Genomic DNA, 10,830 nt, shown 5'->3' on the forward strand with positions numbered 1-10,830 from the left:
TTTTTTTGCCGATGGCGTTATAATGCGCGCCAGTTTTTTGCCGGCAGCCCAGTTATGATTGAATTTATTGTTAAGTTACACCCTGAAATCTCCATTAAAAGTAAGTCGGTGCGTAAGCGCCAGACCATGCTGCTGGAGCAAAATCTTAAAACCATTTTGTTGCAGCTGGATCCCGCTATTGTGGTGCGTAACTTATACGATCATCTGACAGTCACTTCGCCATCAGGTGATGACAATATGGCCATGAAGATGGCCGAACAAATGCAATGTATCCCCGGCATAGTGCAGTTTGCCCAGATGCAATCTTCTGAGTTCAGTTCTTTACACGATATTTTTGAACAAGTGTTGGCGGTTTACCGCGACCAGCTCGATGGCAAAACTTTTTGTGTAAGGGTGCGCCGCCAGGGCAATCATGAGTTTTCTTCCATCGAAGCCGAACGTTATATTGGCGGTGGCTTAAACCAGCATATCCCAACAGCACAAGTGCGGTTAAAGCAGCCGGACGTGACAGTGCAGGTCGAGATACGCAAAGAAAAACTGATTATTGTGCGCCGTGCATATCAGGGCATGGGCGGTTTTCCGCTGCCTTCTCAGGGTGATGTGTTGTCGCTTATTTCCGGTGGTTTTGATTCCGCCGTGGCCAGTTATCTGATGATCAGAAAAGGCCTGCGCACCCATTATTTGTTTTTTAATTTAGGGGGGGCAGCGCACGAAACCGGTGTGCGGCAAATGGCGTTTTATCTGTGGCAAAAATACAGTTTGTCGCACAAAGTAAAATTTGTGTCTGTAGATTTTGCCCCTGTAGTCACGGAAATTCTCGAAAAAATTGACAGTGGCCTGATGGGCGTTGTGCTTAAACGTATGATGATGCGCGCTGCCACTACAGTTGCCGACAGCCTGAATATTAAAGCTGTAATCACAGGCGAAAGTGTAGGTCAGGTGGCCAGTCAAACTATTGCTAACTTAAATGCGATAGACCGCGTTACTGACATGTTGATCCTGCGCCCGCTGGTGTATCAGGATAAACAGGAAATTATTGATATTGCCCGTGCCATTGGTGTGGAAGACCTCGCCAAAACTATGCCGGAGTATTGTGGTGTGATATCTAAAAGCCCAACCATTAATGCTGTTCTGGCTGATGTGAATGCCGCCGAAGCACGTTTTGATTTTAGTATTCTGGAAAAAGTCAGTTTGGATGCCAAAGTGCTTGATATCCGCACTGTCGAGTATCAGGCGGGCCAGCAAGTGGCAACGGTTGAAACTGAAGCTGTATTGCCTGAAGGCGCTGTGGTGCTGGATGTGCGCTCACCGGAAGAAACTGAACGTCAGCCGCTGGAACTTGCCAGCCATACTGTGGTTGAACTGCCGTTTTATAAAATTGCGTCAGGCTTTGCTGCCTTGGCACAAGACAAACAATATTATTTGTATTGTGACCGTGGTGTGATGAGCAGGCTACAAGCGCTGCTATTGAAAGAGCAGGGTTATCAGAACGTCGCTGTTTATAAAAAGCTTTGATCTTTAGTTTCTGAAGGCCGGATGGCTATGCTGTCCGGCATAAATTAAACCTGATCGTCAACACCTGTCTTCGCTACAAATATTCACAACATGACTCCCCGGATAACTACAGCTGCCAGGGTTCGAGTTTTGCTGCTAAAGCAGTATAAAGCGCCTGATGTGCAGGTAACTGCAACTGATGCAAAACAGCCTGGGCTAACAGATACCCCGTGATAGCACCAAGTTCGGTGCGTCTGCCGTTCGCGACATCCTGCTGCATCGAAGAAAAATTCTGCGCTGTGCTGGTTTGCACCTGCTGCAGCTGTTGATATAACTCGCCCTCAGTAAAACTTTGACCGCATGCGCTGGCCACTAACACAAATTCAGCAAGCAAGCTTTTGATTTGCTGCTGAAATTCAGCTTTGTTCAATTCACCGTTGCGACAATTGTGTAAAGCAGTCAGTGGGTTAATGACAGCATTCATCGCCAGTTTTCGCCATAAATAAGGGGTGATGTCATCCACCAAAGTTAAAGGCGACAAGGCCTGACTGAGCTCCTTTGTTAGATTCCAGCTGCAGTGTTGGGCGGCCTGATTACAAGGCGCTAATATAGTGCTGCCAAAACCGGTGTGACGCAGATGCAGTGCGTGGGGTTTATAAGCTCCATGGGTAGTGCTGGCAAACCATAAGCCCTGCCTGGGGCCAAGTAATGTTTTAACGGGCTCTAAAGTGCCCATACCATTGTGACATAACACTACTTGCGCTTGCTCACTGAGCATTGGCAATAACGACTTGACCGCATCAACCACATCATAAGCTTTCAGTGGTACCAGCACTTTGTCAAAAGGTCCGCTTTGGGCATTTTGCAGCATCATGGCATAGTCCTGGCTGCCACTGCTAAAGCGGTAACAAAGCGATTTTGGCTGTTTTTGCCATAACAACACAGGTTGTTGGCACAGTTGCCAGCGACTGGCTGCCAATAAACCTATGGCGCCTTTGCCAACCACCAGCCAGGGTGTTTTCATGCTTGCTCCAGTGTTTTGGCAGGCGCAAATCTGCGCCAGAACGGTAATTGCCACAGCAATAGCGCCAAAGCTAAACCCGCAATATCAGCCAATAAATCCCACCAGTCGCCAAACCGGCTGGTAAAAAAGTGTTGTGCCAGTTCAATAGCTGCACCATAAAGCGCCAGCAACACAACACCAGCCAGGGTTCTGCCATAAAAACTCAGTTGCCATAATCCCATCAACACCAGAAAAATCAGCAGATGCATCAGTTTGTCGTTTGGCACCCAACCCGATGGCACTGCGCTTACGTCTTTTAAAAAACCAACAGTGCAAACAAGCAAAAAAACGCTGAATACACAGCGAAAATGCCATGGCTTTAACAGCATGATAAAAATCTCCGGTAACAATAGCGCCAAGGCTCGGATTATACGGCCATTTTCGCTATAATCCAGCGCACCAATTTTTCATGATGTTATGTCATCATCTTATTGTATTTATAAAGGAGAGCACTGATGCCTTCATTTGATATTGTGTCTAAGGTTGATCAGCAGGAAGTGCTGAACGCAGTAGAAAACGCCAACCGCGAACTGGACACCCGTTTTGATTTTCGTGGTATTAACGCCAAGTTTGAGCTGAAAGACAAACAAGTCAGCATGAGTGCTGAAGCCGAATTCCAGCTGCAACAGATGAAAGAAATTTTCCTGGCCAAAGCAGTGAAACGTAACCTGGATGTGCGTTCTTTTAAAGAAGAAGACGTGGTGCATTCAGGCAAAACTTACAGCCAGTTGCTGAGCCTGAAACAAGGTATTGATCAGGATATGTCGCGTAAAATTGTTAAGCTGATTAAAGAAAGCAAATGTAAAGTTCAGGCTGCGGTGCAGGGTGATGAAGTCCGGGTTTCCGGTAAAAAACGTGATGATTTACAAGAAGCTATTGCCCTTATTCGCCAAGCCGATTTAGGTCAGCCTTTCCAGTATCAGAACTTTCGCGATTAATTGAATTGTCTGCCAACAGAGATTATTGCCGGCGTTCATTTTGATGAATTAGCCATCTGGATTTCTGTTGACAATCTATCAGCGGCCGCTACACTGTGGCCGCGTTTTTCAGGTGCTGTTGAAGCTTGCTTGCAACAGTGAAACGGGAATCTGGTTAAAAGCCAGAGCTGCCCCCGCAACGGTAACATCATCAGCCATTGGGCTGTTTGTTTTTCACTGCCACTGTCTTTGGATGGGAAGGTATAAAACGAGTCGGATTTATTTCAGTTATTGCTGAATAAGTCTGGATGATGCAGCCCGGAGACCGGCCTGAAAATACATTCACCCAACAGCACGCGGTGGGCGTGTATTATGGAGTTTCCATGTTGAAATTATCTTTACTGACCCTTGCAGTGGTCAGCTCTTTTGCCGTTGTTGCCAATACCCCGCAAACCTTAGCTGCCAAATCTACCGATGATGCCGCCCTGGAACATATCAGCATTTATGCCAATCGTCAGAGCAAAGCAGTAGCCGAAACGCTGAGTAGTGTCACTGTGATCAATCGTGATGAAATCATCCGCCGTCAGGTACGTGATTTACCAGCTTTATTACAGCAAGTTGCCGGTGTCAGTGTGGCCCGTGACGGTGGTCGTGGCCAAAACAGCAGTGTATTTATCCGTGGTGGCAGCAGTGGTCATACCCTGGTGTTATTAGACGGTGTCCGGATTGGCTCTGCCACTTTGGGATATCAGTCGCTGGCGATGGTACCTGTGGCATTAATTGAAAAAATCGAAATTATCCGCGGCCCAAAAGCCGCATGGTATGGCTCTGACGCTTTAGGTGGTGTCATTGCCATTACCAGTCATCAGGGTGAAAAAGTTGAATTTAATGCCAGCTTAGGTAGCAATAAGCTGGCCGAAGTGGGTTTGTCCGGCAGTCAGAAAAGCGGCGACCTGACGTTATTTGGCAGTGTCGGCACTGCGATGGCCGATGGTTTTTCTGCAAAAATTGGTGCAGATCCGGATGATGACGGTTTTGAACAATCGTATCTGAACGCCGGAGCTGAGTACCAAACGCAAGCAGGTTTATGGCGCTGGTACTCACAGCTAAACGACGGCTTTTATCAATACGACAGCGACTTTGGCGGCGATATGGCCGACACCAAACAAGACTCACATCAGCTGGACTGGAGTCTGAGTCGCGGCGCTTTTAGTCATCAGCTTAAACTGGCACATAGCATCGACAGCGACATCAGTTATGGTCTGCGAAGCCCGGAGTCGTTATTTGAGACCAAAAGGGACGAAGCGGCTTATCAGCTGACTTATGTGTTAAATGCACAACTGAATTTATTGACGGGCGCTAACTGGTATCAGGAAGAAGTGCAAAAAAATGCACCTAATTATTCAGCCGACAGCCGTGATAACCAAAGTGCTTTTGCCGGTTTTGCTTTTGATAACAACAACTGGTTGTTTGATGGTGCTGTGCGTCACGACAACTTCACCAACTATGGCAGCAAAAATACCTATCAGCTGAGCGCCGGTTATCAGCTGACATCGGAACTCACTGCACGTTTTAGCCAGGGCTCAGCCTTTAAAGTACCGACTTTTAACGATTTATACTGGCCAAAATACGGCAACCCGCTGTTAAAACCGGAAGAGTCGTTAGCACGCGAGCTGGGGCTGAATTACCAGTTATCCGCTGTCACTGTAGATTTTGTGGTGTTTGACCGTGATTTAACCAACCTTATTCAGCGTGGCCAACAAAACACCAACGTGCTGCTGGCCAGTATCAAAGGGGCAGAGCTCAGTGCTGCCTTTGCCATTCACGACTTTGAGCAGCGCCTGAGTTATGGTTTTCTGGATGGCAAAGATGAAAAAACCGGCCTGAAGCTGGTAAAACGTCCTGAGCATAAAATCAGCTGGCTCAACAGCAAAACTTATCAGGACTGGACTTTCAGCACTGAAGCTTTGTATCAGAGTCGTTCTTTCTCCGGTAAAGACTGGCAAGGCAATTTGCAGCCAGAACTTGGCAGTTATGTGATTTGGAGTGCAGGTGTGGCTTATCAGTGGCAACCTGGCATTACCTTGCGGGCTAAGCTCGACAACCTGTTTGATAAAACTTATCAAACCAATCTGGGTTACCGTCAGGCCGGTCTGGAGTTTGTATTGGGTGTCCAAATGCTGGCGTTTTAACGCCGGACAGCTCAGGCGGCAATAACCTTGTGATAAATAAAAGCCGGTGCCCTTAAGTGCCGGCTTTGTTGTTTTTGTGCATCTGGTTTAATACAGCCGTCAGGCTATCAGCACATCCGTTTTTATAAGCAAGGCCATTTATTTCAGCAAAGATGCAAATTGCTGGCGGAATTTCGCCAGTTTAGGCAACACCAAAAATTGACAATAAGGCTGAGTTGGATTGGCCAGCGCATAACCCTGATGGTAACTTTCCGCCGGATAAAACACCGCAAGCTGCTCCAGCGTAGTGACTATTTTTTTGTTATAACCACCACTTTGTTCAAGTGTTGTTATCGCGGCTTTGGCTGCCAGCAGTTGCTCCTCATTGGCGTAAAAAATGGCAGAGCGATATTGGGTGCCAACATCATTGCCCTGACGGTTCAGGCTGGTGGGGTCGTGCAGGAAAAAAAACACTTCAAGTAAGGTGGCCAGCGAGATCACATCGGCATCAAAGCTCAGTTGTACTACTTCGGCATGGCCTGTTTCGCCTGTGCAAATATCACGGTAGGTTGGGTTCAGTTGATGGCCGCCCATATAACCGCTGCTTGCTTGTTGCACCCCACGCAGCATATTAAAAGCCGCTTCGACACACCAGAAACAGCCGGCGGCTAAAGTTATCTGTTGTTGCTTCATTTTTTTGTCCTGTTGTTGCGCTGATGATCTGCTGTTTTCACTTTGCCGTAGTCTAATCATATCGATGGAAGGTGCTGTAAACGCAGATGCAAGAGCAAGATGGCGCGAGTGTAATACAGCTTTTAATAAAAAACAGTTCACTACATCACAAACAACACAGGGTTTTATGGTTGTGTTTTGCTGTGAACGGGGAGTGCGCGTGAAAATTGCAATTATTGGTGCCGGCATCAGCGCAGCGGCAGCAACAAAACTGCTGATAGCACAAGGGCAGTCAGTCAGTGTTTTTGAAAAGTCCCGTGGACCAGGTGGGCGTATGAGCAGTAAAAGAGCGTCTGCTGGTAGTTTTGACTTTGGCGCCCAGTATTTTACTGCCCGAACCGGCGGGTTTCAGCAACAAGTGCAACAGTGGCAACAGCAGGGGCTGGTGCAAGTCTGGCCTGTTGTGCCTTACAGCTTCAGCCAGAGCATATTAAGCCCCTCGGCTGATGATGAAATCCGATATATAGGCACCAGTACCATGCATCAGATGCTGGCGGCAGAGTTTACCGGTGCAACTTTGCATTTTGACTGTAAAATCAATGAATTGAGTTTTGTTTGCAGCAATGTTAGCAGTCAGAGTCGAGGACAGTGGCAGCTTTGCTCTGAACAGGGCGAGTGTTTTGGTGGTTTTGACCTGTTGTTATTAACCTGTCCACCTGAACAAGCACGCCAGTTGTTGCAAGGTGCCGCCTTGTCATTACAGATACCGGAACAAGCTTTGTTACCTTGTTGGGCTGTGTTGCTTGAACTTTCCACTCCCACCCATCATCCGGCTCAGGCAATTTTTGTACAACAAGGCAAATCACGCTGGATAGCCAAACAATCGGCCAAACCCGGCCGCCATCATGCAAGATTACAGGAAAACCTCAATGAAGCGCCTGAGCAGTGGCTGGTGCATTTGTCGCCGGAAGTCAGTGCAGTAGAGCTTGAAACCATGCCTGAACAAATTTCAGCCATGGCTGCTTTAGAGCTGAGCCAGGTGCTTGGCACTGAAGTCAAAGTGGCGGCAGCCCTTTGTCATCGCTGGTTATATGCCAGCTACAATAGCGAATTACCGCCTTGTGGTGTGTTGTTTGATCACAAATTGCAACTGGCACTGTGTGGTGACTGGACCTTAGGCGGTCGGGTAGAAAACGCCTGGTTGTCTGGTGTTCAGGCCGCACAGCAACTTTTGCAGCAACAGCTGTAACAACACTGCAGTTAGCTGTGTTATGCCAATCGGGAATTGACGATGCAACAAAGACGTTTATTAGTGCTTGGCGCCGGCAGCAGCATTGGCCGGGGTCTGCTGTATTATGCGCAAAAACAGGGGGCAGCTATTGCCGGCGTCAGTCGTTTTGCGGCGCCCGATGATTTCACACCGGATCTCTGGTTAACCCTTGAACTGCAACAAGGTGATGCAGGTGCCACACTTGCGGCAAGCTTGCCCGGGCTTTGCCAGCAGTTTCAGCCCACCGATATTTTTATCTGCCATGGTTTGTTGCAACAAGACAATGTGAAAGCCGAAAAAACTATTCGCCAGCTTGATGAACAGGCCGCCTTAACAAGCTGGTGGGTCAATTATTTATTGCCGGCGTTACACCTGCAGGCGCTGTTTGCTTATATGCAAAGCCATGCTTGCCGCGTGCTGGTGCTCAGCGCCAAAGTAGGTAGTATCAGTGATAACGAATTAGGTGGCTGGTATAGCTATCGCAGTGCCAAAGCGGCGCTGAATATGCTGGTGAAAACCACGGCAATTGAATTAACGCGAAACAAGTCGCCGGCTGTGCTTTCTGCGCTGCACCCTGGCACCACCACATCTTTGTTGTCAGCGCCTTTTGTGCGTAATCTGCCGCCAGGTCAGTTGCAAACACCCGAGCAAACCGCACAGCGCTTATGGCAGGTAGCCAGTGATCTTCAGCCTGAACAACATGGCAAATTGCTGCATTGGGATGGCTCTGTATTGCCTTTTTAAGCCATTGTTTGGTTATCGCACCTGCAGTTAAAACCAGAAGCCTGTGGTGAACAGTACGCACAACTTTTAGAGGTTGAAGCAAATCAGCTCAGGCTCTATGCTGGCTTTTTTCATAGCAGGAGCAAAAACATGGGGATCCTCAGTGGCTTATTGGGCAATGCCGCCGAAATTGATGTGGCCGATGTCGAACAGGAGTTGGCCAGCATTCTGGCAGAAGGTGAAAAGCTGGAGCAGGTTTTTAAAATTATCCGCGATTTGATAGTCTTTACCAATAAACGTCTGATTTTTATTGATAAACAAGGCCTGACCGGTTCTAAAAAAGAATATATGTCCGTACCTTATCGCTCAGTGGTGCGTTTTGCCGCAGAGACCAAAGGCCATTTTGATTTAGAGTCTGATTTAAAAATCTGGTTAAGTGGCACTGAGCAACCTATCAACAAAACCTTTAACAAAGATGGCAATATTATGGCGGTGCAAAAAGCGCTGGCCACTTATGTTTGCCGTTGATAGGTTTTTGATGATAACAGTTTAAATAAATGCGTTTTGTTGCCGTGATAGTATCAGCAAAACGCTGTCGTCTGCAGCCATTGATAAAGCAATAAAACAGAACTAAAAATGCCGCTACAATGCGGCATTTTTTTGATCAGTCAAAACACATCAGGGCGCTGCACTTAGTTTGTGGTGTTGTCTTCAATAGGCTCAGCAGGGTTGGTTGTACTGTTCTCTTTGGCTTTTTCCAAAGTCAGCTCTCTGAAACTTTGCAGACCTTTTTGAATGAGCTCATAAGTACTGTCGATATCTTCTTTTACTTTACCTTGCAGCTCGCCCATGCCATCGAGTACATCACGGGCCTCGGTAAAGCCTTTATCAATGCCGCCGCCTATGATGTCCATAAATTTGGTCATGGCATCTTCATCCGTTAAATCTTTATTCTGCTCACGGTATTGCTGATAAAAGTTAGTAGCAAAAGCCACAATACGGTCGGCCGTCGCTTGAGGCGAGGTGTCTTCAGTCTGGCTATAAGGATTATTGCCAACACCTGGTTTGTCCTTGTTGCGAGCTTCTGTGGCTCTGTCGGCGGCTTGCTCTGGTAAAGGTGGTTTTTCACCGTCATTTTTCAGGCTTTTGCCAACAGCACTCAATACTGTGCGATATAACAAACCTAACGACTTGTTTTCAGACTTTAAGCTGATATCCAGCTGGCTTTGCAAAATGCTTTGGTTGAGCTCCTGCTTGTTGGCGCGCGACATTTCTGCTGCAGTGGCAGGTCGGTTTTGTTCAGCCGCAGCTGACTGATTTGTTTTGTCGTTTTTAACCACATCATTACTGCTGGCACTGGTCGGAATTTGGGTCTGGATCTTCATTGAGGGCCACCTTCATTGGGTCTGTTTTACACTATAGCCAGCTTATCGGCCGACACCCCGGATAACTTGAGCATAAAATTGCCGGCTGTTATCAATTAAATGGCAAAGCTCCTGCACGCCAGTGAGGGTTCTTAAGCTTGCCCTGTGTAACAAATCGCTATTTGGTTGAGCAAACTGTTGATATTTAACCGCTTTAACCCCTGTGAACTCCTGCCATTGAAACAAGGTTCTAGGTTCATTTTTTGATACAGGTTGTACTATTAACCATGGATTTGCCGTTATCACCTGTTCAACACTGACCTGCGGATACGGATTTTGTCTGGTGTTGATGATATTTTGAGCGCCGCATAAACGCAGATGTTGTGCCGGCCAGGCCTGACCGCTGATAGTCGATAAAGGGTTATCCCAGATTTCGTAAAACAACGGAATGCTGGTTTTGTTGCTGTAAGCTGTGGTGATGGCCTGAAGCCGGGCGCGAAATGCAGTGGCCAGTTGTTCCGCTTTTTCCGTGCGACCGGTCAGAGCCCCCAAACGCAGCAGATTCTTTGCTATGTCATCCAGAGTTTTATTTTCAAAACTTTCAAGTTTTAAACCTAACGCTTGTAAACGTTCAACATCCGCAACCGGAGTGCCACTTTGCCAATACAAAATTAAATCGGGTTGAAGGCTGACTATTTTTTCCAGCGACAAACCGGCGTAATTGCCGACCCTTGGCAAAGCTTTGGCCGCTTCGGGGTAGTCGGCATGTTCGCTGCTGGCGATAATTTGCCCGCCAGCGTCCAGGCTATACAACAGCTCGACTAAATCCGGTGCTAATACAATCAGTTTAAGTTCGTTTGCTGAATTGGCTTGCTCTGCCTGCAACAAAAACACCGGGAATATTAAACAGAGCCAAAACAGCAGTTTGGCGGCAAAACCACTTATAACACCCAGTGTTGAGTGTGATAAGAAGGCTGTTATTGTTGTTGCAGGATGATTTGTCATAAACGCCGTTTTTAATAAAGGGACCATCTGAGTTATGTGAATACGTTACCAGTCAATACCTTGTTGCACCCGAATGCCGGCATCAAAAGCATGTTTCACTGACTGCACTTCACTGACAGTGTCGGCAAGTTCTATCAGGCTGCGGTGGCAA

12 protein-coding genes and 1 riboswitch are annotated in these 10,830 nt (G+C 47.4%); of the genes, 6 read left to right on the top strand and 6 right to left on the bottom strand.

Annotated features, from left to right (window positions below; translation table 11 throughout):
- The first annotated feature begins 54 nt into the window (after positions 1-54).
- Positions 55-1,515 (top strand): tRNA uracil 4-sulfurtransferase ThiI, encoded by a 1,461-nt coding sequence (thiI, locus tag RCH83_RS00815; RefSeq protein WP_306518071.1) that lies wholly within the window; start codon positions 55-57, stop codon positions 1,513-1,515.
- A 106-nt stretch (positions 1,516-1,621) separates the two neighbouring features.
- On the opposite strand, the gene RCH83_RS00820 is transcribed toward thiI, so the two are convergent.
- Positions 1,622-2,518, bottom strand: a complete 897-nt coding sequence (locus tag RCH83_RS00820; RefSeq protein ID WP_306518072.1) for a ketopantoate reductase family protein — start codon at positions 2,516-2,518, stop codon at positions 1,622-1,624.
- Positions 2,515-2,886 carry a VanZ family protein gene (locus tag RCH83_RS00825; RefSeq protein WP_306518073.1) on the bottom strand — a complete coding sequence of 124 codons (372 nt, stop codon included), beginning with the start codon at positions 2,884-2,886 and terminating at the stop codon, positions 2,515-2,517. Before RCH83_RS00825 ends, RCH83_RS00820 begins: the two co-directional genes overlap by 4 nt.
- A 126-nt stretch (positions 2,887-3,012) precedes the next feature.
- Between RCH83_RS00825 and RCH83_RS00830 the strand changes: the two genes are divergently transcribed.
- Both RCH83_RS00830 and RCH83_RS00835 read left to right on the top strand, forming a co-directional pair.
- Positions 3,013-3,495, top strand: coding sequence for a YajQ family cyclic di-GMP-binding protein (locus tag RCH83_RS00830; RefSeq protein WP_306518075.1), 483 nt, complete (start codon positions 3,013-3,015; stop codon positions 3,493-3,495).
- Positions 3,496-3,588: 93 nt separating this feature from the next.
- Positions 3,589-3,823, top strand: a riboswitch (cobalamin riboswitch).
- Between the two features lie 34 nt (positions 3,824-3,857).
- Positions 3,858-5,666, top strand: coding sequence for a TonB-dependent receptor domain-containing protein (locus tag RCH83_RS00835; protein WP_306518077.1), 1,809 nt, complete (start codon positions 3,858-3,860; stop codon positions 5,664-5,666).
- A gap of 138 nt (positions 5,667-5,804) precedes the next feature.
- Here the strand turns inward: RCH83_RS00835 and msrA are convergent, their stop codons facing one another.
- Positions 5,805-6,338 (bottom strand): peptide-methionine (S)-S-oxide reductase MsrA, encoded by a 534-nt coding sequence (msrA, locus tag RCH83_RS00840; protein ID WP_306518079.1) that lies wholly within the window; start codon positions 6,336-6,338, stop codon positions 5,805-5,807.
- A 199-nt stretch (positions 6,339-6,537) separates the two neighbouring features.
- On the opposite strand from msrA, the gene RCH83_RS00845 reads away from it, so the two are divergent.
- The 3 genes from RCH83_RS00845 to RCH83_RS00855 all read left to right on the top strand — a co-directional run bounded on the left by RCH83_RS00845 (position 6,538) and on the right by RCH83_RS00855 (position 8,838).
- On the top strand, positions 6,538-7,566 hold the full coding sequence (locus RCH83_RS00845; protein ID WP_306518081.1) for an NAD(P)/FAD-dependent oxidoreductase: 1,029 nt from the start codon (positions 6,538-6,540) through the stop codon (positions 7,564-7,566).
- Positions 7,567-7,608: 42 nt separating this feature from the next.
- Positions 7,609-8,331, top strand: a complete 723-nt coding sequence (locus RCH83_RS00850) for a short-chain dehydrogenase (protein ID WP_306518083.1) — start codon at positions 7,609-7,611, stop codon at positions 8,329-8,331.
- 129 nt (positions 8,332-8,460) lie between these two features.
- A complete protein-coding gene (locus RCH83_RS00855; protein WP_306518085.1) occupies positions 8,461-8,838 on the top strand; it encodes a PH domain-containing protein in 378 nt (125 codons plus the stop codon).
- 164 nt (positions 8,839-9,002) lie between these two features.
- Here RCH83_RS00855 and RCH83_RS00860 read toward each other — a convergent pair whose 3' ends face one another.
- From RCH83_RS00860 to RCH83_RS00870, 3 genes are read right to left on the bottom strand one after another with little or no spacing between them, the layout of a single operon-like run.
- On the bottom strand, positions 9,003-9,695 hold the full coding sequence (locus RCH83_RS00860) for a DUF5610 domain-containing protein (RefSeq protein WP_306518087.1): 693 nt from the start codon (positions 9,693-9,695) through the stop codon (positions 9,003-9,005).
- 42 nt (positions 9,696-9,737) lie between these two features.
- Positions 9,738-10,679: a cobalamin-binding protein gene (locus RCH83_RS00865; protein ID WP_306518089.1), complete on the bottom strand. Its 942-nt coding sequence runs from the start codon at positions 10,677-10,679 to the stop codon at positions 9,738-9,740.
- Positions 10,680-10,724: 45 nt separating this feature from the next.
- Complete coding sequence (locus RCH83_RS00870) at positions 10,725-10,817, bottom strand: cob(I)yrinic acid a,c-diamide adenosyltransferase (protein WP_373689724.1); 93 nt, start codon at positions 10,815-10,817, stop codon at positions 10,725-10,727.
- Positions 10,818-10,830 lie beyond the last annotated feature (13 nt).

It is taken from the genome of Rheinheimera sp. (genome assembly GCF_030824435.1).
In the GTDB taxonomy this organism is placed as follows: Bacteria; Pseudomonadota; Gammaproteobacteria; order Enterobacterales; family Alteromonadaceae; genus Pararheinheimera.

Bases quoted from the DNA above. Each gene is read 5' to 3' on its own strand.
- RCH83_RS00855 (WP_306518085.1), top strand. From the start codon at position 8,461: ATGGGGATCCTCAGTGGCTTATTGGGCAATGCCGCCGAAATTGATGTG.
- RCH83_RS00835 (WP_306518077.1), top strand. From the start codon at position 3,858: ATGTTGAAATTATCTTTACTGACCCTTGCAGTGGTCAGCTCTTTTGCC.
- RCH83_RS00820 (WP_306518072.1), bottom strand. From the start codon at position 2,518: ATGAAAACACCCTGGCTGGTGGTTGGCAAAGGCGCCATAGGTTTATTG.
- RCH83_RS00825 (WP_306518073.1), bottom strand. From the start codon at position 2,886: ATGCTGTTAAAGCCATGGCATTTTCGCTGTGTATTCAGCGTTTTTTTG.
- RCH83_RS00860 (WP_306518087.1), bottom strand. From the start codon at position 9,695: ATGAAGATCCAGACCCAAATTCCGACCAGTGCCAGCAGTAATGATGTG.
- msrA (WP_306518079.1), bottom strand. From the start codon at position 6,338: ATGAAGCAACAACAGATAACTTTAGCCGCCGGCTGTTTCTGGTGTGTC.
- RCH83_RS00865 (WP_306518089.1), bottom strand. From the start codon at position 10,679: ATGACAAATCATCCTGCAACAACAATAACAGCCTTCTTATCACACTCA.
- RCH83_RS00850 (WP_306518083.1), top strand. From the start codon at position 7,609: ATGCAACAAAGACGTTTATTAGTGCTTGGCGCCGGCAGCAGCATTGGC.
- RCH83_RS00830 (WP_306518075.1), top strand. From the start codon at position 3,013: ATGCCTTCATTTGATATTGTGTCTAAGGTTGATCAGCAGGAAGTGCTG.
- thiI (WP_306518071.1), top strand. From the start codon at position 55: ATGATTGAATTTATTGTTAAGTTACACCCTGAAATCTCCATTAAAAGT.